Origin of the sequence: Tolypothrix bouteillei VB521301, assembly GCF_000760695.4 — a bacterium.
GTDB lineage: Bacteria > Cyanobacteriota > Cyanobacteriia > Cyanobacteriales > Nostocaceae > Scytonema > Scytonema bouteillei_A.
Genome location: NZ_JHEG04000001.1, coordinates 6,938,619 through 6,963,345, shown reverse-complemented (window position 1 = coordinate 6,963,345; position 24,727 = coordinate 6,938,619). Strand labels below are relative to the sequence as shown.

General features: G+C 41.4%; 19 protein-coding genes. 8 read left to right on the top strand and 11 right to left on the bottom strand.

What is annotated here, in order from left to right:
• Window position 1: 1 nt before the first annotated feature.
• Entirely contained in the window at window positions 2–2,641 is a 2,640-nt protein-coding gene (locus HC643_RS28275) for a CHAT domain-containing protein (protein ID WP_082051904.1), read from the bottom strand.
• A 568-nt stretch (window positions 2,642–3,209) separates the two neighbouring features.
• On the opposite strand from HC643_RS28275, the gene HC643_RS28270 reads away from it, so the two are divergent.
• A complete protein-coding gene (locus HC643_RS28270) occupies window positions 3,210–3,983 on the top strand; it encodes a DUF928 domain-containing protein (protein ID WP_167844767.1) in 774 nt (257 codons plus the stop codon).
• Window positions 3,984–4,110: 127 nt separating this feature from the next.
• A complete protein-coding gene (locus tag HC643_RS28265) occupies window positions 4,111–6,393 on the top strand; it encodes a CHASE2 domain-containing protein (RefSeq protein WP_050046777.1) in 2,283 nt (760 codons plus the stop codon).
• Window positions 6,394–6,413: 20 nt separating this feature from the next.
• Here the strand turns inward: HC643_RS28265 and HC643_RS28260 are convergent, their stop codons facing one another.
• From HC643_RS28260 to ffh, 7 genes are all read right to left on the bottom strand, one after another.
• On the bottom strand, window positions 6,414–8,285 hold the full coding sequence (locus HC643_RS28260) for a ShlB/FhaC/HecB family hemolysin secretion/activation protein (protein WP_050046778.1): 1,872 nt from the start codon (window positions 8,283–8,285) through the stop codon (window positions 6,414–6,416).
• A 99-nt stretch (window positions 8,286–8,384) separates the two neighbouring features.
• A complete protein-coding gene (locus HC643_RS28255) occupies window positions 8,385–8,936 on the bottom strand; it encodes a hypothetical protein (protein WP_050046779.1) in 552 nt (183 codons plus the stop codon).
• Window positions 8,937–9,886: 950 nt separating this feature from the next.
• Window positions 9,887–10,846: a PhoH family protein gene (locus HC643_RS28250; protein WP_038090333.1), complete on the bottom strand. Its 960-nt coding sequence runs from the start codon at window positions 10,844–10,846 to the stop codon at window positions 9,887–9,889.
• A gap of 308 nt (window positions 10,847–11,154) precedes the next feature.
• On the bottom strand, window positions 11,155–11,331 hold the full coding sequence (gene rpsU, locus HC643_RS28245; RefSeq protein WP_017748565.1) for a 30S ribosomal protein S21: 177 nt from the start codon (window positions 11,329–11,331) through the stop codon (window positions 11,155–11,157).
• Between the two features lie 307 nt (window positions 11,332–11,638).
• Window positions 11,639–12,073: a KH domain-containing protein gene (locus tag HC643_RS28240; protein WP_050046780.1), complete on the bottom strand. Its 435-nt coding sequence runs from the start codon at window positions 12,071–12,073 to the stop codon at window positions 11,639–11,641.
• Entirely contained in the window at window positions 12,036–12,296 is a 261-nt protein-coding gene (gene rpsP / locus HC643_RS28235) for a 30S ribosomal protein S16 (protein WP_038090343.1), read from the bottom strand. The genes HC643_RS28240 and rpsP overlap by 38 nt, the downstream gene beginning before the upstream one ends.
• Before the next feature lie 211 nt (window positions 12,297–12,507).
• The gene (gene ffh / locus HC643_RS28230; RefSeq protein ID WP_038090344.1) at window positions 12,508–13,971 is read right to left on the bottom strand and encodes a signal recognition particle protein; all 1,464 of its coding nucleotides are present in this window, start codon (window positions 13,969–13,971) and stop codon (window positions 12,508–12,510) included.
• A gap of 663 nt (window positions 13,972–14,634) precedes the next feature.
• Between ffh and HC643_RS28225 the strand changes: the two genes are divergently transcribed.
• Window positions 14,635–15,807 (top strand): pentapeptide repeat-containing protein, encoded by a 1,173-nt coding sequence (locus HC643_RS28225; RefSeq protein ID WP_063779577.1) that lies wholly within the window; start codon window positions 14,635–14,637, stop codon window positions 15,805–15,807.
• A gap of 171 nt (window positions 15,808–15,978) precedes the next feature.
• Window positions 15,979–16,425, top strand: a complete 447-nt coding sequence (locus HC643_RS28220; RefSeq protein WP_038090345.1) for a DUF4332 domain-containing protein — start codon at window positions 15,979–15,981, stop codon at window positions 16,423–16,425.
• 52 nt (window positions 16,426–16,477) lie between these two features.
• Here the strand turns inward: HC643_RS28220 and HC643_RS28215 are convergent, their stop codons facing one another.
• Window positions 16,478–17,092, bottom strand: a complete 615-nt coding sequence (locus tag HC643_RS28215; protein ID WP_038090347.1) for a TetR/AcrR family transcriptional regulator — start codon at window positions 17,090–17,092, stop codon at window positions 16,478–16,480.
• A gap of 210 nt (window positions 17,093–17,302) precedes the next feature.
• On the opposite strand from HC643_RS28215, the gene HC643_RS28210 reads away from it, so the two are divergent.
• From HC643_RS28210 to HC643_RS28195, 4 genes are all read left to right on the top strand, one after another.
• Window positions 17,303–18,826 (top strand): M16 family metallopeptidase, encoded by a 1,524-nt coding sequence (locus tag HC643_RS28210; protein WP_408019975.1) that lies wholly within the window; start codon window positions 17,303–17,305, stop codon window positions 18,824–18,826.
• 135 nt (window positions 18,827–18,961) lie between these two features.
• Window positions 18,962–20,377: a M16 family metallopeptidase gene (locus HC643_RS28205; RefSeq protein WP_408019974.1), complete on the top strand. Its 1,416-nt coding sequence runs from the start codon at window positions 18,962–18,964 to the stop codon at window positions 20,375–20,377.
• Between the two features lie 765 nt (window positions 20,378–21,142).
• Window positions 21,143–21,358 carry a hypothetical protein gene (locus HC643_RS28200; RefSeq protein WP_038090351.1) on the top strand — a complete coding sequence of 72 codons (216 nt, stop codon included), beginning with the start codon at window positions 21,143–21,145 and terminating at the stop codon, window positions 21,356–21,358.
• A 408-nt stretch (window positions 21,359–21,766) separates the two neighbouring features.
• A complete protein-coding gene (locus tag HC643_RS28195; protein ID WP_038090353.1) occupies window positions 21,767–21,970 on the top strand; it encodes a hypothetical protein in 204 nt (67 codons plus the stop codon).
• Window positions 21,971–22,222: 252 nt separating this feature from the next.
• Here the strand turns inward: HC643_RS28195 and HC643_RS28190 are convergent, their stop codons facing one another.
• Both HC643_RS28190 and HC643_RS28185 read right to left on the bottom strand, forming a co-directional pair.
• A complete protein-coding gene (locus tag HC643_RS28190) occupies window positions 22,223–23,008 on the bottom strand; it encodes a peptidylprolyl isomerase (RefSeq protein WP_038090355.1) in 786 nt (261 codons plus the stop codon).
• Between the two features lie 99 nt (window positions 23,009–23,107).
• Window positions 23,108–24,649: a beta-barrel domain-containing protein gene (locus HC643_RS28185; RefSeq protein ID WP_038090357.1), complete on the bottom strand. Its 1,542-nt coding sequence runs from the start codon at window positions 24,647–24,649 to the stop codon at window positions 23,108–23,110.
• Window positions 24,650–24,727: the final 78 nt, after the last annotated feature.

The window sequence follows — 24,727 nt, the reverse complement described above, 5'->3', positions numbered from 1 at the left end:
ATTACTGCCAATTCCCTACCAAAATAAACGGCGACCAAATCGCTGGATGTCCATCTGGGTCAGCAATCATCTTCAGTTGCGCTTGTCGTAACGCTTCTGCTTTAGAGACGCCTGGTTGCTGCATTTGGGTATAGAAATTCTGAATGAGAGGTACCGTATCGGCATCATTTACAAACCACAAACTTGCTAGCGTACTTTGCACGCCCGATCGCAGTGCTACTCCCGCAATACCCAAAGTAGCACGAGTGTCACCCGCAGCAGTTTGGCAAGCACTGAGGGTTAGCAATTCAATTGGGTGTTTGCTGGAACGCAGTAGTGCCTCAAATTCGTCAAGTAAAATACGGCGGTCAAAGAGTTGCAAGAAAGTGCTGTTAGGGTCTGCACTAAACTTGCCATGGGTAGCTAAGTGAATAATGGGATAACCAACCTTATCGATTTGCTGTTGCAAATTTTTCAGAGTGAAATCATTATCTAAAAATCGCTCGCCACCAAGAATTTTCTGTACGCCCTCAGCTTCTGCCTTCACATTAGGTAAAGGAGCAAAGGGTGGAATCTCGGCAGTTAACCCAAAAATTGCCGCTTTGGTATTGTGTTTGGTTTGTTGCTTGCTTGGTGTAAAGTTTAGACCGAGAGTGGCAGCAATAGCATACTTTTCTACAAGAAAGTGTTTGCCGTCGTGTAAAGCAGCCATTGGTACGTTTCTCAGCACACCATCATTGATAAATACCAAGGTATTTGGTTTCGCTTTTTCTAAATCTGTTGCAAGGGGTTGAATCAACAAGTTGTACACTTTCTGTGCTTCTTGCAAATACTCATCGCTCGAAATATCTTCCAAGGAAAAGCGCAAGCGGTCTATCGCTTGTTCCATCTTTTTTCCTGGCATTGCTACTGGATAGGTCTTGACCTCACCATCTGGTAGACGCAACACCATATAAGTACTTTCGTTAAGAATAATTGAGTTAATAACTGCGGCATTGTAAGTATTGGGCTTAATGAGGCGATCGCTCGTTAAACGTTGCACTGGCACGCACTCATCACCAAAGAAGTTTTGCAGTTCACTCAATTGCAGCAGTTCTGATACCTGAAGCACTTCTTGGACTGGAGAAGATGGGCGATCGTTCTGTACTGCTTTGGCTTGTTGTACGGATGTGAAATCTTGCATCTTTTGGCTAGTGACTTCTTTCTCCAAAAGCAATGCCATTAATTCCCGGTATACGGGTTCTACTGAATCGCGCAAGTCAAATTGTAAGTCTTTACTAGCAACGGCAATATCGCCGCGAATGTTTTGCACTGAAGCAATAGCTTGTCTGTAAACTTGAACAGCTTGCTCAGTTTTTCCTTGGGCTTTATAAATGTGTCCTGCTTGTGCTTGAGCGCGAAAGACGCTATCTGTGGCATTGACCTGCTGCGCTATAAACTGCGCCTGTTGGGTTAATTCCAGAGCTTTTTTTAGATCCCCCGACTTTTCATAGGCTTTGCCTAAAGACGTCAGTGCAAAGGATTCAGCCCTGAGATCGCCAATATTTCGAGCGGTAGTAATGGCTTGAAGCAGGTTTTGAACTTTCAGTCCTGTTTGATTTTGACTTTCTACCAAGTTAATTAAAGCGTAAGCTTTAGCACGAGAATCTGGTACTTCCTTGAGAATTGCCATCGCTTTTTGATGATATGTCTCGATTAATTCCTGTTGCGGTGATTGCTCGAGAGCCAAAAAACGTGCCAGATTTAACAATGCTTTAGCTTGGGGTATCCCACCTACTGCCACAGATACCTCGACGCTTCGTTCATAAGCTGCTCGAGCGGCTTGTGCATCTTGCTTTGCCAAATTTGACAGGTTTGCTTCTTCTTTCTCGTCCCCTTCCCGCTCGGCTAAATTTTTTAGTAGCAAATATCGTTGATAGCGGTTTTGATAAACATTGCCCAGGTTATTCCAGCCAGTAGCGATAAAGTTGGAATTTTTTAATTGAGTAGAGATTTCTATACTCGCTTTATGGGATGCGATCGACTCCTCCCAATTTCCTAATGCTGCATAAGCATTTCCTAATGCTCCACTAGCAGCTGCTTGCATAGCTATATCTTGGTTTTTCTCAGCCAGTTTCATTACTGAGTGAAGTATTGGCATGGCATTTCGAGGCTGTCCCAGAGCATTGTAAGCTTGCCCTTGTTCGGCTAATATCTGTGTCAGCAAACGACTAGATTCTTGATTGTCGATCGACCGATAGATTTTAGCGGCTTCTTCCCATGACTTTAGTGCTTCTCCCAAATTTCCACTTTGGCGATAAGCAGAGGCAAGATTGGTGTAGAGAACGGCTCTCGTTTTCTTGTCAGACGTTTGCCCTAGCACCTGATTCCAAAGCTCGATCGCCTGTTTATATTGCCCAGCCACGTATTGGGCAAAGGCTTTATCCACCAGTCCGCCAGATACAGAACGAGAAATTTCTGTTGGACGAGCGAGCTCTGTGGCGTTGACTATTTGCTCAGAGGCCAGACAATGCAACCCCAAACTGACAAGAAAAGCCATGACATATAAAAACCCAGAGCGATACAGAGTTTTCTGCCGCATACAAAAAGCCGCCCTCTTTAAAGAAGCCATTGGCGATAATGTAACTTTTGTCTGACATCTTTCGTCAATGGTAAAAATCATGAAATTTTGATTCTGTTGTAATTAATTTGTTCTGGAATTCCAGTATTTTTTCGATTGCTTATATTTGAAAATCGATCTTGTTGTATTTTGACAAACATAGAGGTTTTCAAAATAACAAATAACTTTTCATATATTAATCCGAGACAATACTGATTTTTCTATCTATTGAGAAGCAGGAAAATAGTATTACAAAACATTTTTTGAAGAAGGATGCTAAAAAATGATTTTTTGTTCAGCCAACTAGTTAGGGAGTAAAAAGTAGACTTCAAAATTTGGATTTTACTCCCTTTTCGCTCTAAAATTATACCGCTCTTGTAGAGTGAGTATTGCCCACCCTACTCTTAGAGGATGTTTGAAAAGTAGCAGCCGAGGTATTCAAAACTTTAGAAACCCCTAAATTACCTTTAAAAAGGTAATTTTAAGATGGCTTTCCCCCCTTTTTAAGGTGGGCTAGGGGGGCTCTTAATACAAGGATACACTTTACAGACATCCTCTTATAAGTAATTTTCTAGCGGAAAGGGAGTAGCTTATAGTCTCAAGCAAATTCTTCATTCAAGGGTTTTCAATTATGATTGTAATTCACAAGTTTTTTTCAGTATTGGGAGTAGCCTCCTTAAGCCTGGTAGGAGTCTTTTCTTCCATTAGCGTTACTTTTAATAATTCTGGCTATCAAGCCTCATTACCGCTAAAAATTGTGAATGGCTCGGCTAATGCTGGTACGCAGCAATACGTTCCTCCAAGCGGTCGGCGTCGTATTCAAAGAACAGAAGGCAGTGGTGCCCGTGGTTGTAGTAATTCTATACCAGTGAGGTTAAACTTGTTAACTCCAACAAACCATATTGCTAGAACGACATTGTCACATCCGACATTTTTATGGAGTGTATCAGAAAGTACTGATAGAGTAATGGTATTTACGTTAACAGCGCCAGGTAGTATACAGCCTGTTTATCAAAAGCGGATGAAGGCAGATAAAGCTGGAATTATGAGTCTGGAACTACCTCAAAGCTCTCCAGAATTGGCTGTTGGTAAAGAATATCGCTGGACGGTAACATTAATGTGCAACGAAAAACGTCCTTCCGAGAATATTAATGCCCGTGCTTGGATTGAACGTGTTGAGATCTCGCCAAATTTATCTCAACAATTGACAACTGCTAATTCAGAACGAGATCGCGCTCTTGCTTATACTCAATTAGGTATCTGGTATGATGGACTGGCAATTCTAAATAAACTACAAGCAGCTAATCCAACAGATCGACAAGTGTTTAATTCATTTATTTCACTATTGGAACAAATTGGTTTAAATAATGTCGCAACGCAAGAGCGCGATCGCCAACAAAATTAAAAATATCCAAATCTCTCTTGCAGTCTGTTGCTGGCAACTTGTTCTACGGAATAAGACGACAAGGACGCTCGCCCCACATTCAGAGATTCAGATTTGGAGATAATTAATTTCTTGGAAAGTTCTAAGAGTGAATTCCAAGGTTGCTTGGGAATACTACGAACAGGTGCGTTGTTATATTCACTCAACCACCTGTTTGACCTTCACAACTCACTCAGCAATGAAATCTTTTTTTAAGACTAAGGGACTTTACCATTTTCCTAACAATCTTCATTCTCAATTTGTCAGTTTTTTAAGTAGCAAACTAAAAAAATTTACCACTCAATGGCATGGAACGTTAATTGTTGCACCTACTGTGGCAGGATTAACTATTGCTATCCGAATGCTGGGTTGGCTTGAACCTTTGGAACTGACAGTATTAGATCTCAGTTTTCGCCTGCATCTGCAACCGCCACCCGATAATCGCATCGTTATAGTTGGAGTTGAAGAATCAGACCTTGCTAGGCTAAAACAATGGCCTATATCAGACGCTACAATGGCAAAGCTTTTGACTCTAGTCAAACAACAACAGCCTAAGGTTATTGGTTTAGATATATATCGAAATTTACCTGTTGAACCAGGTCATAACGAGCTAGTCAAGGTCTTTAAAACAACACCAAATCTCATTGGCATTCGAAAAGCAGTGGGCGATCGCTTTAGTTCAGAAGTTGCAGCACCATCTGAATTAGCACGTTTGAATCAAGTCAGTGCCAATGATATTGTCATTGATAACGATGGTGTATTGCGTCGGGGAATGCTCTATCCCATACCAGGAGAGCCGTTACCGAGTTTGGGACTAGCAGTAGCACTCGCTTACTTACAAGATAAAAATATAGCGCCAGAAGCAGCTAGCGATGGCTCTCTGAAACTGGATAAGACTGTTTTTCATCCTTTTGAAGCAAATGATGGTGGCTATATAGGAGCCGATGCAGGTGGGTATCAAATTTTACTTAAATTTCGAGGGAGTGCAGGCAGTTTCTCTACTGTATCAGTTATGGACGTATTGGAGGGGCGGATACCACAAAATTTAATGCGCGATCGCATTGTGCTGATTGGTGCAAATGCTACAAGTTTAAATGATGCTTTTTATACACCGTATAGTCGTAATTTTCGCAGCACACCCGTGCGAACTTCAGGAGTAGAAATTCAAGCAAATTTAGCAAGCCAAATATTAAGTTCAGTCTTAGATGGTCATTCCCTTATTCAGACTTGGAGTGAACCATTAGAAAATTTGTGGATTGTCCTGTGGGCTGCAGTCATTGCTGGCTTGGGTTGGAAGTGGCGGTATAATAAGGCGCACTTTTTTTTGTTGCAACTGACGGCTTTGCTATTAGGGGCGATCGTAATTGCTTGTCTAATTGCTTACATGAATTTTCTACTATCTTGGTGGATTCCTATAGTACCACCCTTGCTGGCTTTATTTGGCTCAACTATTGCAATTTCCGGGCAAGTTTATATCAGCCGACTGCGAGAACTCAATACCAAACTTGAGCAAACAGTAAAGAATTTAGAACAGGCAATGAGCGATTTAAAACAATCACAAATTCAACTTATCCAGAGTGAGAAAATGTCTGCTCTTGGTCAGTTAGTCGCGGGAGTAGCACATGAAATAAATAATCCTATAGGTTTTATTGCTGGCAATATAGAATCCTTAAAAGGGTATATGCAAGACTTGACAAATCACCTAAAACTTTATCAGCATTGTTTTCCCAATCCGGGGATGGAAATTGAAGAAGATGCTGAGGCTATAGATTTAGAATACACATTAGAAGATTTATCAAAAATAATTTCCTCATTAAGAACAGGAATACAGCGCGTTAAAGATATTAGTATTTCATTGCGGACTTTTTCCCGTAGCGATAGTTCTGCTAAAGTACCTTTTAATATTCATGAAGGGATTGACAGTACGATACTCATTTTAAAACATCGCATTAAAGGAAACAGCAAACGTCCGGAAATTAAAATTTTTCAAGAATACGGTCATTTACCAATGGTCAATTGCTTTCCCGGTCAGTTAAATCAAGTATTCATGAATTTAATTGCCAATGCTATTGATGCCTTTGACGAATCGACGCGGGAGCAGTCTTTTGCAGAAATGGAAGCTAATCCCAATCAGATTAGGATTATTACAGAAGTCCTAGCAGATAAGAATATGGTAGTGATTCGAGTGAAAGATAATGGTATGGGTATGTCAGAAGAGGTAAAACAAAAGATATTTGAACACTTATTTACCACCAAAGCTGTAGGTAAAGGAACTGGTTTGGGATTATCAATAAGTCTCCAAATTATTGAGGAAAATCATGGTGGTAAATTGACTTGTATTTCTGCTCCGGGAGAAGGCGCAGAATTTATAGTAGAAATTCCGATTAGTTAAGAGTTGGATTGCCGCTAACTTTAAAATGGCTGGTAGATCAAAGAGAAATATATGCCATTGTCTTGTAAAGAATTTCCTTGTCGGTCGAGAGAAGTGAGTGGAATTCCCCAGTCTAGGCGAGCAGAAAAAGCACCGCTATACTGCCAGCGCAAGCTCAGCCCCGTACTTGCAAAAAATCTATTATCTACCGCTGCGCCTTTATTATTCCAGACTTTACCAAAATCAAAAAATGGGGCAATTTGTATTGTCCCAAAACCACCAGGGTCTTTCACTATTGGAAAGCGGATTTCTAAAGAACCTGTAATGCCATTATCTGCAACGAATTGGTTTTGTCGATAACCCCTGACTGTATCCACACCGCCAATACTAAATTGTTCTAAAGGTAACAATGAGTCAGGTGTAAGTTGCGTAGCAATACGTGCGAGCCCAATGAAATCTTTTCCCAAACTTTGCACCCATTGAAACTGTCCCATCCAACTCCAAAAACGCCCATCCACTCCCGTGTTATTAACTGTTGCGTCAAAAGCATCAATTCCCCAACTAAATTGAGAACGAGCTGCTAATACCCGTTTGGGAGTACGGTTAATCCAGTCTTGGCTAAACCGCAGAACCGTGACCTTCGATCTACCATTCTCTGGACCGGTAGAGAAAGAATAGGGAATATCATCGAGCAAGAAGGTGCGGCTTTGCCGTAAATCTGCTGAGAGGCTGAGGGCAAATTCACTACTTTGGCTGCGAACTATTGGCTGACGAAAGCCGATGGAAAAAGTCTTGGTTCGACCCAGGATATCTAAAGGTGAGAAAGGTTCTTCAATAATGCGGCTGTTGCTATCAGCATATCGCAGGTTGAGAGTCCCATCGCGAGCATTGAGGGGAATAGCATAACCAATATCGTAACTATTGCTACCTGCTGTATAACCAACATCTGCTGTTAGGCGATCGCCTAATCCTAGCAAGTTTTGATAGCTAAATGTACTGCTTCCCCTTAACGAACCAATACTAGGAGAATCGCGATTTTCAATTGTGAATCCGCCTCTCAAAGGTCTTGCTTCTTTCAAAGTCACAGATAAAACACTACGTCCAGAGGTTGTACCAGCTTTTAGTTCTGCTTTAACTGAGGTAAACAGAGGATCAAGCTGCAATAACTGCAATGCAGTTTCCAATCGACGGAGGTTGATAGGTGTACCACTAGCAAGACGAATGCGATCGCGGACATAATTTTGCCTCAATCGTCTCAATCCTTGAATCTCTATCTTTTCTAGTTCGCCTTCTACCACTTGAATGCTAACCACTCCCTTGGAAATATCTTGCGGTGGTAAAAAAGCCCCAGAAGTTGTGTATCCTTTACTGGTGTAAAAATCTGTAACTGCAGTCCGAATGGCCAACAGTTGTTCAAATCGAGCCTGTTGACCGATAAAAGGTTGTACGACTTTATCCAATTCAACTTGAGAAAATACTGTACTGCCTAAAACTTGAACCGCTTTGATACTAACAGTTGTCTCTACAGCAGTTGCAGATTCCGTTGGCGTTACTGAAGGTGTTACCTGTGTTGTTAATGTGGGCTCGGAACTTGATAGATTATCCGGTAATAGTTGCAACTTTGAACCCAAAGGCGTAAGATTTAAACCTGTATTTACTTGTCGCCTAGAAGTCTGGGTATGCGCTTTTAAAGCTGAACGCAACCTTTGCCATTTAAGATTTTGAATATTAAATTTTGTATTAGGTAAAATCTCTGTTCTTTCCAAACTGCATTCATTGCAATTATCGTAATGTACATCCGTACTCTTACTATAAGGTTTTTCAGCTAACACAATAGAATTGACGCTCAGGTATGATAAACCCGTACAAGCGGTTAGAATATAATATTTTATTAGTTTGATTTGTGATGTCATCTTTGCTACTGCTCTGTTCCATGTACATACAGGATTCCCAGCAGGGTTCCAAAAATAACATCCAAATCAGGGGAAACTTCAAGGCAAACACGTTGAAAGTTAATCGACAGAAATCCGCTGTCCTTTGAAGAAGAAAGTTCCTACAAACCTGTCTGGAACAGCACTACCATCTAATGTATTCGCTTTGATGTTGTAGAAGTTCAGCTCAAAAAGCCCTTCAATCTTGTCGCCATCAATTTTGACGTTTTTGTATTCTAGAAGACCTTGGCGGTTAGTTTCTTCAGTTCTGGATCTTTCTGGATCGGATCGCAAAACCCAGTTGACTGCCTTACCAGCAATTTCATTCTTGTCAACACATTTCCACCTACCTTGAGCATTGGTAAAGGGATTGAACAAACCGCCTCCATCTACACGAGAGTCAATGTTGAACAGATTACCATCATCAGCCAAGGTAAAGACTGCACGAGAAGCAAAATTGCCGTTTGCATCTGTCACTGTTGTTACGTATGTACCAGTAACTGCGCCCCGACAACTCAAATCATTTGTCACTTTAGCGTTTGCCTGTTGTGAAATCAGAGCTTCAGGAATGCAGAAAGCTAACAAAGCACATATGGTAAATAATAAAAATGCCAAAGCCCTACGAGTTTTCATTGCAAAATCCTTTAAAGTAATGTGAATAAAAGGGAACAGGGAATGGAGAACAGCAGGGTGGACAGTACCCCCATCTCCTACAAAGCTACGGTGGTGTACACAAGTTTTATCAAGAAAGGCAGAGGGCAGCTTTGCTGGAGGCAGAAGGGAATACTGGCTCCGCCCTCAGAGAGTGAGCGAATGTTCAAGGGTCTAAAACCCCACCGTCACTTGCGGTGCGCCCCATTGGTTGAGGTTTGAATCCACGGGCGTAAGTGTACATAGCTGCCCTCTGCCCGATAGCATTGCTGCCTTCTTCAAAAAGTGCATTAAAAGCGGTCTCGATCCCCCCTAACCCCCCTTAAAAAAGGGGGGAATTGGAATCAACTTTCCCTGTTATCCGGGTGTTTCATCTCTTTTCTAGAGATCTGTACACCACCGTAGCTCCCAATACTGCAAGGGCTGAGAAGATTGTCGCTACAGACAAGCACCTTTGTGCAGGGGTTGCAGGGGGTGCAGGGGAGGAAAAAACGGCTTAACCGACAAGTATTGCCGCAGCTCCTATAAAGAGAGAGATGAGCGACATTATCATCAGAATCTGAAGCCCCTATCCTATAAACAGAGGGGTTTGGGGTGAGTTCTGTTTTGACGTCATCGAACTCACGTTAATCAATGAGTGCAGATCTAATGTGTTAATGATTGTTCGACACAATTTTTATACCAAAAGTATGGTTTTTTATACCTAACTACAGGAAAGGTATTTATGTATGTGTGTAACTTAGCACTTATCATACACAGAAATTTAATATTCTGTCAAGCTAATTTAAGTAATAGTTTTGTTACTTTCCAAACATTTATATAGTTGATTATACGTTAATCCTCGTGCTCTTCTAACAGAGAGATTTTCCGCGTACTTTTGGGACTTTGCTAAAAAGTCAGTGGTTAGCCAACAACTAACCACTAACTACTATCTAATGATTATCTTCATAACGCTCGTAGGCGGCAACAATTTCCTGAACAAGAGGATGGCGCACCACATCTTTTTGGGAGAATTTGCAAAAAGCAATGCCTTTGACATGTTCTAAAATACGTGTTGCCAGTGTTAAGCCTGATTGTTGGTTGGGCGGAAGATCCGTTTGTGTAATATCGCCTGTCACAACCATACGAGAATTGAAACCCAAACGAGTCAAAACCATTTTCATTTGAGATGGTGTTGTGTTTTGGGCTTCATCCACTATGACAAAAGCGTTGTTGAGTGTACGCCCCCGCATATAAGCCAGGGGAGCAACTTCAATTACGCCTCTTTCCATTAAAGATGGGACTTTTTCTGGATCGATAAATTCATTGATAGCGTCGTAAAGCGGGCGCAAATAGGGATTGACTTTTTGCTGTAAATCCCCAGGTAAAAAACCAAGTCTTTCACCTGCTTCTACAGCAGGACGAGTTAAGATAAGTTTTTCAAATTGATTGGCAAGGAGTGCTTGTACGGCAACAACAACTGCTAGAAATGTTTTACCAGTGCCTGCAGGACCCGTGCAAAAGATGAGATCGTTCTTGCTGAGTGCATGAACATACTGCCGTTGTCGCAAAGTTTTAGCTCGTACTTCTTCGCCTTTGCGCGTCCTAGCAATGACATGTCGCTGTAAGTCTAGTAGTTCATCCTCTCGATGCGTATTGAGGGCATCACAGGCTGTTGATATATCCGTACTGGTAATATTATTGCCATGGCTCCAAAGGTCTTCAAGCGATCGCACTAATCGACTGGCTAAGTCAATTTGCTTTTCTGTTCCGGAAATATAAAGTTCTTGCCCCCGCAGTACTAAAGTTGCACCTGTTTGTCGGGCAAGTACTTTGAGATTATTTTCTCCTTCGCCAGCCAGTGCGATCGCACTTGGTATATTCGGTAGTTGAATTGTTAAGTTATTAGTCATTAGTCATCAATAGAGAGAAAGTAGAGACACGAACAGTCGCTTCTCTACTTCGTTGAGGTTTGAATAAAAACAGCTTTCAAACCTTAGCTTTGACAATATCAGTTCTCGATCGCTCTGTAATACCCAGTAACTAGTACAGTTCGGCGTAAATAAAGCAACCATTAGTGACAGAGAAAAAGCTTACAGTTAAAGCTTTTTTGCCTTCTGCCTTCTGTCATCGTACTTCTGCCTTCGTGTACTAGTCTACCGATAACCAGCGAATGAGCACTGGTCATCGGTCACCGAATCGCCGGTCATCGGTCGCTGACTTAGTAGCGACCACCTTTACGTGCAACTTCTGCTTTGCGCTTTCGGCGCAAGCTGGGTTTTTCGTATCTTTCACGACGCTTGACTTCGGATAAGATCCCGGCTTTTTGAATTTTCTTTTTAAAACGCCTTAATGCTGAGTCAATGGACTCATTTTCACCCAAACGGACTTCAGCCACTCCCTAGTTTCACCTCCTTAGAGAGATTATCAGACCCTTGTAGAACCCCCACCTACGGTAAGCAGTATTGCGCTTACTCCCGTGATGGAAGATAATTACCTTCTCAATTCAAGAGAAGAATTTTTACAGCAATACGTGTTTTGCATTTATAACGCAAATACGGAGAATTCGTCATGCGATGAAAGATAAAGAATGAAGAATAAAGGATGAATTTGGTTACTTTCACTTCATAATTCATAATTCATACTTCATAATTCATACTTCATAATTCATACTTTTCTTGACTTCCTCGTGCTTTACCTTAAACCTATCGGAAGCGGGTTTTTACAATAGGTCTGGGTCCGTTTCCGCGTCTTTCTCTGGGTTTTGGCGGTGGCAATCGCTCTTCACTTTCATCTTCAAAAGATAAACCCTCTCGTCCACCAGCAGTACTGCCGTAGATATCAAGGTAGACTGATTGTCCAGCTGCTTGAGCGGCTGCGGCAATCACCGTGCGAATTGCTTGAATATTTCGTCCGCCCCGACCAAACACTTTTCCTTTATCTGTGCCATCAAAGGCAATGCGAATCCAAGCACGTTTGTGCGTTTGAGTCAGTTCACAATCGACGCTTAAAGATTCGGGAGAATCCAAAAATGGTTGCATGAGAAACCGTACCAGTCCAACGTAGTCTGGACTGGTCGCTGGGGATTTCTGTGCAATGTTGTTATGATGTAGCTTTTGCACTGACCTGTTCAAAGACATTGGCTTTTTGCAGGATGCGACGCACTGTATCTGTTGGTTGAGCGCCTTGTTGTAGCCGCTTGACGATGCCGGGAACGTCCAATTTTACTTCATCTGTTCTGGGGTTATAGAATCCCAGTTCTTCTAGGGGACGACCATCGCGGCGAGCGAGGCTTTGAATTGCGATTATGCGGTAACTCGCTTCCCGCTTTTTACCGTATCGCTTCAAGCGCAGTTTAATCATGGTTTAGAAATCGTTCTCCTGTTTCTAGCAATCATTTTGTAGTTTATTCCTAGGCAAGCGGTATTGTACAGACCTCACTATAGGCGCAAGGGTCTCCCAAAGATAGGGTGCTGAACGTTTCTTGCTAAAAAGCTAATCTTATCACAAAATGAGGGCTAATGGTTAATAGCTAATGGCTAATAGCTAATAGCCATCAGCCATCAGCCATTAGCTAAAGTGTCCCAAACCCTTTCTTTTTTTTGTCCTTTTTAGGTTTCTTTTTGGGGCTGGCTCCACCAGTGTAACCGCGCCAACCTGGAGCGGCTGGGCGGTTACTGGCTGCATAGGGATCGCCCATACCACCTCCACCAAACATTCCTGGCATTCCTCCTGGGAAACGCCCTTGTCCCATCTGCTGCATGAGATTACGCATTTTTTGGAAGTCACCAACCAACTTGCTCACATCGGTCTCTTTATAACCAGAACCTTTGGCAATGCGCTTGCGACGGCTGGGGGAACTGGCTAACAAATCGGGATCGCGACGCTCTTCGGCTGTCATAGAATTGATCATCGCTTCGCAACGCTTGAGTTGGGTTTCTCCTTGACGAAGTTGGTCGTCAGAAATCTTGTTCATTCCCGGTATCAGTTTGAGAAGACCGCCCAGAGAACCCATATTCTTCAGCAGGCGCATCTGCTTGAGAAAGTCGGTAAAATCAAACTTTGCTGACAGGATTTTCTCCTGCATCTTCTCAGCATCGGCTAGGTCAATTTCTTCTTGTGCTTTTTCTACTAAGGTAAGGACATCGCCCATACCTAAAATGCGCGAAGCCATGCGATCGGGATAGAACGGTTGGAGCGCTTCAACTTTTTCCCCAACACCTACAAACTTAATTGGCGAACCGGAAATTTGCCGTACAGAAAGTGCTGCCCCACCACGGCTATCACCATCCATCTTGGTTAAAATTGCACCAGTAATACCTATTTGTTGGTGGAATGTACGGGTAAGATTTGCTGCTTCTTGTCCGGTCATGGCATCCACAACCAACAGCGTTTCATGGGGCCGAACAACCTCTTTAATTCGGGCTAATTCCGCCATCATGTCTTCATCTATTTGCAATCGACCCGCAGTATCAATAATAACTGTATCAACACCTTCTGCTTTAGCGCGTTCTACACCCTGTCGCGCAATTTCTACTGGATTGGCATCGATTCCCATCTCAAAGACAGGGACTTCAATTTGTTTGCCTAATGTGACTAACTGGTCAATAGCCGCCGGACGGTAGATATCTGTTGCTACCATCAAACAACTGCGCTCCAATTTACGTAAATGTAACGCTAGCTTGGCAGTGGCAGTCGTTTTACCAGTACCCTGCAACCCAGCCATCAGCACAATTGTTGGAGCGCGATCGGCTTGTGCGAGCGGTACGTTTTCTTCTCCCATCACTTTTACTAGCTCATCATGAACTATTTTGATGAACTGTTGATCGGGTCGTACCCCAGCAATGACCTCAGCCCCCTGCGCTTTGGTTTCAACTTCGGTAATAAAATCTTTAACTACCTGGAGATTGACATCTGCTTCCAACAGGGCGCGACGTACTTCCTTTAAAGCCTCTTGGATGTTAGATTGGGAGATTTTGTCCTGACCCCGGACTTTCTTCCAGGCAGCTTCTAAACGGTCAGCTAGTGCTTCAAACATAATTCAGTGAGTTTCCAGGTAGTTATCCAGCAAAGTTTAAACGCAATATATATTCAGCTTAGTTGTTTTTTACTGAGACTGTAGCAATACGAGCATATATAGAAAGGAATTTTAGAAAGCTTTTTCTTGTAAAGTAATATTTTATACTTAAAACTGAGTTTTCATCGGCTTCGACAAATAAAATGAATTTTTAGCAAAAAAATAAAAATATATGACAAAATTCCATGAATCAAGTTGCCGCCTACTCGTATTAAGTCTTAAAATAATCGAGTAGCTTAAGTAGGAGTAAAAATATATTTAATTACTACTGCTAAAAAAAGCTCTATTTAAAGTGTTTGCTGAAAAATTCAAATCAAAACTATAGTTATACTTAATTGTAGTAAGATCGGGGATAGTGTTGTATCTACCAATTTGGTAAATTCGGCTGATTTAGGAAGATTAAAAAAAGCTTTGCAATTACTCAGGTGTCATTTATAATTTCAGGTTGCTGATAAATCTTACTGAATCTACAGGAAACAAGTTGATTCTATTATTTGGCATAAAAGTGCGGTTTTTGAACCGACACAAAATTAATTAAAGACTGCTAAAAGAACCAAAACTATGTTCTGGGATCTCTAGCTAATTTTTTCTATAAATTTAAGAAAGGTGAGGAAAGAAGTAAGCATGGCTAATACCGATCGAGAACAGGCTAGTTCAGACCAAGAAGCTAAAGCTGGAGCGAGCGTGTTAATCAAGCAATTGATTTTATTCGGTTTTGTCTCTACAGTCATGCTAATAATTACACAAGGACATCCATCAATATTAGTTGTTAGTTTATATTTATGCTTGTGTGCTTTATTCTTTATAAAAAGCACACAAAAGAAATTTATCCAAGGCTTGCAAGAGGGTTTGACAGTATTCCAAGCTCAAGATTCAGGTAACAAAGAGAGTACAGAACAAGAACAGGACAGTCACCTTAATTCTCTTCAAGAAATTATGGCGTTAACATCTCAAAGTCAAGACGCTACTCCTGTTAATTTAATCCTTGCGAGCTTAAATAATGCTCAATTACCCGGTATCGACCTTGGTTGTGCTTATCTAAGTGGATCTAGCCTCAATTATGCCGATCTCAGTAACGCCAACTTGTGTAATAGCAATCTCAGTGATGCTCAATTAATTGGTGCAAATCTCAGTGGTGCTCACCTTCAGAAAGCAAACCTCAGCAGTGTTCGGCTAGTTAATGCCAATCTCAGCAATGCTAACTTAAAGGAAGCCAATCTCAGTAACGCCAACCTCAGCAATGCTAACTTAAAGGCAGCCAATCTCAGTAACGCCAACCTCAGCAATGCTGACTTAAAGGCAGCCAATCTCAGTAACGCTAATCTCACGGGTGTCTACTTTTGGAGCGGAAATCTCAGCAATGCCAAACTGTTAGGCGTCAATCTTAGTGGTGCTTATATGAGCAGTACCAAACTTAGGGGTGCAAACCTTCAAAGCGCAATTCTTCGGGATACCAATCTTAGTGAAGCCAAGCTCAAGGACGCTATCCTTGTTGGTTCTGATTTAAGGAACTCTAACCTCAGTAGTGCAAATTTGAAGAACGCTGACTTGAGGAACGCCAATTTAGAGGAGGCAAATTTAGAAGGGGCGAATTTAGAAGGGGCTGACCTTAGGGGAGCCAATTTACTCGGTGCCAAACTCAGTTGTATCAAAGTCGATCGCTCAACACAGCTAGAATCAGAATGGCGTCTTCTGTGGGGACTTGAGGTGCAAGAAAGCGATCGCAAGATGGACTTGAGCAGGAACAGTTCTCAAGGTAGTGAACTACATACACCGCCTGCAAGCAGCTCGGTGTAGTCTTCTGACATCCTCATTAACGTTAGCGTTTTATTGTTGGACACAGGACTGTTCCCAACACGCTTTAAGTTAATAGGGCCTGTTTTGACTTCATTGAATTCCTGAAAAAAGTTATCGATCGCCGAGCGGTGTATTATTTGCCAGAATAAAGAACAGAGTTTTGAATTCAAAATGACCCTAAAGCAAAAAACAAGAGTAGGTACTATTTCATCCTGCGATTGGCCGCTCGCGCAACTACCCGGACTGAGCCAAGAAGAACAATCTCAACTGGAGAATTGCGGTATTACGACTACAGCCGCATTGATTAAACATGGAAAAAATCCAGCAACTAAATTAGCGCTAGCAAACAAATTACAAATTCACGTTCAGTACATTCATAAATGGGTAGCTTTAGCCGATTTAGCCCGCATCCCCAGTGTGGGAACACAATATTGCGGGTTATTACTCCATGCTGGTGTAATCTCCGCAACACAGTTAGCAGCTATTCCCGTTCACAAACTACACAAACAAATCTTACGCCTTGTAGTTGCAACAATGCAAAGTCGGGATTTATGCCCTTCTGTCGAGCAAGTTCAACAGTGGAGCTATCAAGCAAAAGTACTAATTGCTAATTGCTAATTGGACTATTAGCCATTAGCTATTAGCCATTAGCCATTAGCCATTAGCAAATTTAATCTTTTATTAACACTCCATTGAGAAAAATATCTGCTAGTCCTTCTGCCATTTCCTGCATTTCTTTTGGAGAAGCATCAGGTTCCATCAAAGTATTGTTGGAAAAGCCCGCAACGGCAAACATCCCTAAGAAAACTTTAGCAACGAGGTTGGCATCCATTTTCCGATAAACTCCTTTATCCATAGCCGTTTGAAAAAACGCCTCTGCAACGTCTGTCATTTTTGTAATGACTTCTAGCTGAATGCGATCGCGCAAATCGGGATGAAATTGTGCCTCCATAAAACAAACCCGCATGAGATCGGCATTCTTCTGCATATTCCACATCCGACGGCGCATAACTTGAGCAACGGCTTTATAACTGCCCATTTCACTTAATTCTGTCAGCAAGTCCGTTAGAATTTCTACCCATCCTTGAGTCGCTACCTCAACTAAAATCGCCTTTTTATTGGAAAAATGACGGAACAGAGTACCTTCTGCAACACCAGCTGCTTGTGCTAGATCGCGGGTGGTCGTACCATCAAATCCTTGAGAGGCAAACAAACGTCTAGCCGCCTTGAGAATGCGATCGCGTGTTTGCGCTTCTGAGGGTGGGGGAGAATTAAAAACTCGCATAGCAGTTATAGTGATATATCCGGAACAGGATTTGTAGCATTATTGTCTAACGTGAAGTAGAACAACTGGAGAAAGCTTAATACAAGATTAAGAAGACTGTTGGCAAAGCCGTCTATATTTTGTTGTAATAGATCTTTGATTTTATTGTTGCTTATGAACAGGCTTAGTTGCTTATACCAAAGGGAAGTAAAAAAATATTTTGCCACAGTAATGGTGGTAGTACTTCTTTGGTGGGGTTTGCTACCTGGAGTTGCTGTCGCAAGAACACAAACCCCCAAAACCACTCAAACTTCGATTCAACCGTATTTAAATCGCGTTATTAAGCAGTTAACAGAGTTCCGCCTGAACAATGGTATGAAGTTCATTGTTCTAGAACGCCATCAAGCACCTGTTGTTTCCTTTTTAACTTATGCTGATGTAGGTGGAGTAGATGAACCTAATGGAAAAACAGGTGTAGCCCACTTTCTAGAACATTTGGCATTTAAAGGAACAACACTTATTGGTACGGAAAACTACAAAGTAGAAAAACCATTACTAGATAGCTTGGATCAAATAGCAGCACAAATCAAAACAGCAAAAGCTGCTGGAAAACAGGATGAAGCGGCTAGGTTACAAACTGAATTTGAGAAAGTAGAAGCTCAAGCTGCCAAGGTTGTAGAACAAAACGAACTCGGGCGAATTGTAGAACAAGCAGGCGGTGTAGGCTTAAACGCCAATACATCTACAGAAGCAACCCGTTATTTTTACAGTTTTCCTTCCAACAAATTAGAACTGTGGATGTCCCTCGAATCCGAAAGATTTCTCGACCCCGTTCTTCGGCGCGAGTTTTTTAAAGAAAAAGATGTCATCCTAGAAGAACGACGGCTGCGGGTGGAAAATTCCCCAATTGGAATGATGATTGAAAAGTTTGTTGATGCTGCTTTCAAAGTCCATCCTTACAGGCGTCCGGTTATTGGTTATGACGAAGATATCCGCAATTTGTCAACCGATGACGTGCAAAAGTTTTTTGACACACATTATGTCCCGAGTAACTTGACAATTGCTGTTGTTGGTGATGTCAATCCAACTGAAGTCAAAAGACTGGCAGAAATCTACTTTGGACGCTTTAAAGCAAAACCAAAATTTATTACCAAACTTCCAACAGAACCAAAGCAGACACAAACAAGAGAAGTAACTTTAGAATTCCCGTCGCAACCTTGGTACTTAGAAGGTTACCACCGTCCGGCAATCACTCATCCCGACCAAGCCGTATATGAGATTATAGGTAGTTTGCTAAGTGATGGGCGAACTTCACGGTTGTATAAGTCCTTGGTAGAAAAACAACGATTGGCACTAGCCGCACAGGGATTTAGCGGATTTCCAGGAGATAAATATCCTAATTTGATGTTATTTTATACTCTCACGGCTCCCGGTCATACGGTTGATGAAGTGGCAGTGGCTTTGCGAAAGGAAATAGATAGGTTGAAAACGGAACCTGTTTCAGCGACGGAGCTAGAGCGCGTGAAAACACAAGCTAGGGCAGGTTTATTGCGTACATTGGATTCTAATATGGGAATGGCGCAGCAGTTGTTGGAGTATGAAGTGAAAACTGGTTCTTGGCGGAATTTGTTTAAGCAATTAGACGCAATTGAAGCGGTAACAACTGCTGATATTCAGCGAGTGGCAAAAGCAACATTTTCACCAGAAAATCGTACTATTGGTAAGCTGTTGTCGAAACAAGGGTCAAAGGGATGAACCTAACTAGATGCGAGGGACGCTGAAAAGGAGTAGAAAAAAATGAAGAGGTACGTTCATAAAAGATTGAGGGTGAAAAGGTTGTTGAACTCGTTGCTGGTTTGTTTTGCCCTTGTTCCGTTGCTGTGTTTTGGAATGCTGAATCTTACAGAAGCGGCGACGGCAGCTAAGCACTATACAGAATTGCAATTTCCAAAGCTCCCTGAGGTAAAATTGCCAAAGTACGAACGGTATGTGCTGAATAACGGTATGGTCGTGTATTTGATGGAAAATCACGAATTGCCGTTGGTGAGTGGTTCGGCAATGATACGTACAGGCGATCGCTTTGAACCAGGAGATAAAGTTGGTTTGGCTCAGTTAACCGGTACAGTCATGCGTTCTGGGGGAACTTTGAAACATTCTCCAGATGAGCTCAACCAATTGTTAGAACAACGAGCAGCTTCCGTAGAAACGGGTATCGGTGAAGCTTCTGGGAGTGCTGGCTTTGAAGCACTGACGGAAGATGTAGATACGGTTTTTGGGTTGTTTGCGGAAGTTCTGCGGGAACCAGCATTTGCTCAAGACAAGTTAGACTTGGCAAAAACTCAAGTACGGGGTTCTATTTCCCGCCGCAATGACGATCCGGATGACATTGCCAATCGAGAATTTCAAAAATTGATCTACGGAAAAGAAAGCCCTTATGCTCGCACGGTAGAGTATGAGACGTTAAATAATATCTCGCGTGAGGATTTAGTTCAGTTTTACCAGCAATCTTTTTACCCGAATAATATCATTTTGGGGATTGTAGGGGATTTTGACTCGCAAAAAATGCGATCGCTCATTCAAGCAAAGCTAGGCGATTGGAAAGCTAACCCCAAAATCAGTAAACCCCAATTACCTCCCGTGTCCCAAGCAAAAAAAGGTGGTGTCTTTTTTGTCAACCAGCCCCAATTGACTCAGAGTAATATCTTGATCGGACACCTAGGAGGGCTTTTGAGCAATCCCGATTATCCAGCGTTGGATGTGTTAAACGGGGTGTTAACTGGGTTTGGCGGGCGCTTGTTTAATGAAGTGCGTTCCCGTCAGGGTTTAGCTTATTCGGTGTATGGTTCTTGGAGTCCCCGATACGATTACCCTGGAATGTTTATTGCAGGCGGACAAACCCGTTCTAATGCTACGGTACAATTTGTGAAAGCCGTTCAAGCACAAATCAAGCGTTTGCAAGTAGAACAGGTGACACCACAAGAATTGTCTTTTGCGAAAGAATCTACTCTTAATTCTTTTGTCTTCAATTTTGAAGACCCCGCTCAAACACTGTCACGCCTCATGCGATATGAGTATTACGGCTATCCGTCTGATTTCCTCTTCCGCTATCAAAAAGCGGTAGCTGCAACGACAGCTGCTGATGTTCTCCGAGTTGCGAAGCAGTATCTTAAGCCTGAAAATATGGTCACGTTAGTAGTAGGCAATCAAACAGCTATTAACCCACCTTTGACACAGCTATCAGCAGAGGTGACACCGATAGATGTTACTATTCCCGGTTCGCCAAGACCTCAAGCCGCTGTCAATTAGTCAATTAATAGTTAGATTTTCGGCAACTTTGATCCAAACTCACCTCGATCGAAAAATTTCATGCTTGGCATGAAAAAATCTTCATCTCCAGTCCCTCTCCCACTCGGAGAGGGACTTTTTAATTGTTACCCCATCTATAAATGGATGAAGGGAGTATTTTACAGAAATAAGTTTTACGAACAAAATATCCTGGATTTTTGTCTTAAAAGAATTAGCCAAGAGGATCGAAGCTTACAGTATAGATCGTTTCTATGAACCCCTAAAAAAAAGGAATAGCTGAGTCAATAGATGAATTAGCATTAGTAGATAAAAATAGTTATATTTCTATTCAATTTGCTAAAAAAACTTACAGCGCTTTGCATCTGAATCAAGTACACCCTTTCATCCCCCTTACCAAGCTAAGGTAGTGTACGAAGTCTTACAGAGTGCATTCATTGCGGTTTCGATCCCCCCTAACCCCCCTTAAAAAAGGGGGGAACTTCATTCCAATTCTCTCTTTTGACGATGTTTCATCTCTTTTCTAGAAATCTGTACACCATTGTAACCTTACTAGGGGGGAGACAGAGGGGGTAATTTTTGTACCTCACCAAGTTGAAATCCGCTGTATTTTAGAAAGAAATGCCAGATATTTTTGCCTGGATTTATGTCCAAAAATCTAATTTTTAAACCTTGAATTCACAATTGAAATCGCTCAATATATATACAACGGTTAAGCAACCAAGTGCTTAAGCAAAACAACAATACATCTTAGGGAAGTAATACATTATGTCTAGAATTACAATTTCAGACTTGACAGTAAACTCTGAATCTTTTATTAATGAAGTAGCAGAAGCAGAAACTACTTGTGTGAATGGTGGTTTTGATGCACTCACTTCTTTTGTATTGGGCTACGGTGGCTTTGTAGTAGAAATAGCTAAAATCCTGCAAAATACTTTCTTAAAAGGAACAGGCATTTTAGCTATTTACCAGTTGGTTAAATAATTCAAATTACCAACAATCGGGAATGTTATACTACTTTGTCTTTTTGCTAATTCATGTCTTAAAAATAGCAATTGTATATACAAATAGTATAACTGACCTTTTGATTAAATGAAGAAAGAAGGAAGAAGTTTGGTTTTAGGTTGGGGATTCTAGCTCCAACCTAAAACAAACAACTTATAGGCTTGGGATTTTGAATCCATACAGTCAGCTCTTGTGAAAAAATGCACGTCATTCTTCTTCCTATAAATTTCTTCAACAATATAAAGTACCCCCTGACCGCTACGAGATTACAAATTTTCTTTTCTTCTTTCTTCATCTCCTTGACTTCGACTACAGTTCATTTCAATAGGTAATCTTCTAGTGGAACAGGAGTAGTACAGAGATTTAATCATTCATTTAACAACAATAATGGCTAAAATTACAATTTCTGATTTATCCAGTGCTAATGACCGGGTTTTATCTGGTTCTGATACTTTTCTAAACGATCTTTCTGAAAACGAGTGTGTAGCTGTATTTGGTGGTAATGCTTTTCAGATATTTGCTACCACATTATTAAAAGCATTTGCAGCTTACTTGATTTACCTCATCGTTACAAATCAGTCCTCAAAATAAAGAAGTAAAATTTAAAACCCCGGTTTCTTATAAAAGAAACCGGGTTTTTGAACGAGCGTATCTGAAGCTGATGGAATAATCAAATAGTTTCCTTTCCGTTAAAAAATTACCATAAAGCGTAAGGTTCACTACCTATTTTACAAAAATCGGTATTTTTAGAGGGAGAGGTAAATCAAGCAAAGTGAGACAATGGTGCGTTCAGCTTCTGCTAACGCACCATAGTAAATACATATTGAATTTTATAAACTACTTTTAAGCAAGTTTTAAAAGTTCTGGGACGGTTTGAGAATAAGAAGAATCTGGTTCAAACTGCGTGACAATTTCTATTTCCGCAATTTGTTCCTTTAACCATGCAGAAAACAAATCAGTCATAATCTTAAAATGCAGTTGCTGATTTAATTCCGGTTGAATAATTTCCTCAACACTCAAGAGATGAACACCTTGAGAAGTTACTATGGGTTTGAGTAATTGTGGGGGATTTGCAGCAAAGACAAGAGCAGCGATTTCCGCTGGAAAGTTAGTACGATATCGTACACCGCGATATCCACCAGCACGACGTAGTTCGGGATTTTTGATATATTTACGGGCTACTTCTTGGAAACTGATTTCGCGCTCTATAAGAGCATAAAAAAGCTCACAGGCTACATCTTCATCGTCTAAGACAACTTCATAGGTAACAGCAGCCAAGTAATCCAGTTGATGTTCGTAAAAGAAGGGTTCAACTTTGTCTGCAAATAAATGGTTAGCTAATTGTGCAGACAACAGATTTGTTTCTGCTAATTGTTCAAATTCCTCTAAAGTAAGATGATGTTTTTGCAGCCACGCCCAGGTATCTTCTGCTTTCAGCAAATTGTTGGCTAATCGCAAGCTATCTGCTGCTTGTTGTAGTGAGGTTATATCGACTTGAATACCTGCTTCTCGAGCAGAATTCATAATAATTTTACGAGCGGCGATCGCTTCTATTAATCCTGGCATTTGATAGGAAACTTTCAACTGAAAAAGGATATCATTAAGGGAGATATTCAAACAACTTAACATGATTCAATTCCTCCAAAAAATTAACGCTGTTAGTGGTTGGTTGCCAGTTTTTATGTTCAAATACCCACTAACCACTAACAATTAACAACTCACCAATCGCTAAAGTTCTAACCCGCCTTTTTGTAGCTTCTTAAATGGATCTAAGATGAAATCAATAACTCGACGTTGTCGAGTAATGACTTCTGCTGTTGCTGTCTGACCGGGGGTTAAAGGAATGCGTTTATTGCCAGTTTGGATATCAAACGAATCTAGAGTAATATCCAATTCAAAAGTTTCCATTTTGCCTTGATTTGTATCCTGAAGTTTGGAGTCTGGTGAAATTCTACTGACACGTCCGGAGACGACTCCATAATCTTGAAAAGGATACGCGTCAAACTTGATTTTCACTTTATTACCCACTTTCAAGAAACCAGTATTTTGGCTGGGTATAGAGGCTCTAAGTACAAAAGGAGATTCTTTTGGGGCTATTTGGGCTATCATCTGACCTGGTTGCACTACGGCTCCTGGCTTCTCAATAGGTAATTCAAAAATGACTCCATCTACAGGAGATTTAACAATTCGCTGCTCTAACTGAAGCTTTAAGGATGTTATCTGGCTGTTTGTTTGAGCAATCTCAGAACGCAAGCTAGTTATTTGTGTTTGCAAATCTTTGAGTTGTTCCTGATTTTTCAACAAAGCCAATTTGCCAGTATGAAGCACACTTTTATAACTACTTTGTTGTTCGACAAGTCTCAGTTTTGCTTGTTCAATGTCTGCTTGTGCTTGACGCATAATCGTCTGATAGCGGTTTTGCTCCTCAGCCAGACGCAACCGAGCTTGTTTAATATCCGATTGAGTTTGCTCGTGCAACCTTTGGCTTTCTTCTGCGGCTTTTTCCAGTTCCACGATTTTGATTTCGGCAATTGCGCCCTTTTGTAACAGCTTTTGATAGCGTTGGACTTCTTTTAAATCGCGATTCCAGCGAATTGTGGCTAAGTTATGGACAGTCTGGGTAGAAATTAGGTTTTGCTTTGCTTGGTCAACCAAAGCAAGTTTCTCCAATTTTAGTAAGTTATAAGTGCTTTGTTTTGCATCCAGGTTTTGCTTTGCTTGATTAAGTTGAGCAATCTTTTCTAATTCTTGAGATTGGTTTTGTTGTTGTTGGACACTAATAGCCAGTAAGAGTTGATTTTTGAGTAAATTTTGTTGCGCCAACCGATTTTTTTGTCCTTCGAGCTTTGCACGTGTCTGCTGCAAATCAGTTTTTAAGACATCTGACTCCAGTTCTACTAAAACTTGTCCCGCTTTTACCAATTCTCCTTCTTTAACTTTAACCGCAGTGACACTTCCACTGACTTGAGTATCCAATCTTTGTGCTGCGCCGAGTGGTTCGATACGTCCTCTAGCACTTCCCGTCTCATCGACTTTTGAAAACATCGCCCAAGGTAAAGCGATCGCACTAAAAACCACAAGCATATACAGCAAAGAGCGCGTCCAACGTTTTGGTAAAGCATCTAAGAGTTCCTCAGTACCGTAAAACCAATCGCTAGAATGCTCTTTTACAGGACGAGCTTCCTTAACTGAATTTAGGGCTGTGTCAGTTATTTGTCGCTCCTCAGAGGGAGAGAATGTTGATGATGAATTATTAGATAGATTAGCCATATGAAGGGGATAGAGAATGAGGAAGTGACCGTAGGTTGGGGAGCCACTCGCGTGTGGAGAGCAGTGCGTTGCGGGGGT

Bases quoted from the DNA above. Each gene is read 5' to 3' on its own strand.
- HC643_RS28240 (WP_050046780.1), bottom strand. From the start codon at position 12,073: ATGTCTTTGAACAGGTCAGTGCAAAAGCTACATCATAACAACATTGCA.
- HC643_RS28215 (WP_038090347.1), bottom strand. From the start codon at position 17,092: ATGCGAGTTTTTAATTCTCCCCCACCCTCAGAAGCGCAAACACGCGAT.
- HC643_RS28260 (WP_050046778.1), bottom strand. From the start codon at position 8,285: ATGACATCACAAATCAAACTAATAAAATATTATATTCTAACCGCTTGT.
- HC643_RS28200 (WP_038090351.1), top strand. From the start codon at position 21,143: ATGTCTAGAATTACAATTTCAGACTTGACAGTAAACTCTGAATCTTTT.
- HC643_RS28255 (WP_050046779.1), bottom strand. From the start codon at position 8,936: ATGAAAACTCGTAGGGCTTTGGCATTTTTATTATTTACCATATGTGCT.
- HC643_RS28225 (WP_063779577.1), top strand. From the start codon at position 14,635: ATGGCTAATACCGATCGAGAACAGGCTAGTTCAGACCAAGAAGCTAAA.
- HC643_RS28270 (WP_167844767.1), top strand. From the start codon at position 3,210: ATGATTGTAATTCACAAGTTTTTTTCAGTATTGGGAGTAGCCTCCTTA.
- HC643_RS28210 (WP_408019975.1), top strand. From the start codon at position 17,303: ATGGTGGTAGTACTTCTTTGGTGGGGTTTGCTACCTGGAGTTGCTGTC.
- HC643_RS28205 (WP_408019974.1), top strand. From the start codon at position 18,962: ATGCTGAATCTTACAGAAGCGGCGACGGCAGCTAAGCACTATACAGAA.
- HC643_RS28275 (WP_082051904.1), bottom strand. From the start codon at position 2,641: ATGATTTTTACCATTGACGAAAGATGTCAGACAAAAGTTACATTATCG.
- HC643_RS28185 (WP_038090357.1), bottom strand. From the start codon at position 24,649: ATGGCTAATCTATCTAATAATTCATCATCAACATTCTCTCCCTCTGAG.
- HC643_RS28250 (WP_038090333.1), bottom strand. From the start codon at position 10,846: ATGACTAATAACTTAACAATTCAACTACCGAATATACCAAGTGCGATC.
- ffh (WP_038090344.1), bottom strand. From the start codon at position 13,971: ATGTTTGAAGCACTAGCTGACCGTTTAGAAGCTGCCTGGAAGAAAGTC.
- rpsP (WP_038090343.1), bottom strand. From the start codon at position 12,296: ATGATTAAACTGCGCTTGAAGCGATACGGTAAAAAGCGGGAAGCGAGT.
- HC643_RS28190 (WP_038090355.1), bottom strand. From the start codon at position 23,008: ATGTTAAGTTGTTTGAATATCTCCCTTAATGATATCCTTTTTCAGTTG.
- HC643_RS28220 (WP_038090345.1), top strand. From the start codon at position 15,979: ATGACCCTAAAGCAAAAAACAAGAGTAGGTACTATTTCATCCTGCGAT.
- HC643_RS28195 (WP_038090353.1), top strand. From the start codon at position 21,767: ATGGCTAAAATTACAATTTCTGATTTATCCAGTGCTAATGACCGGGTT.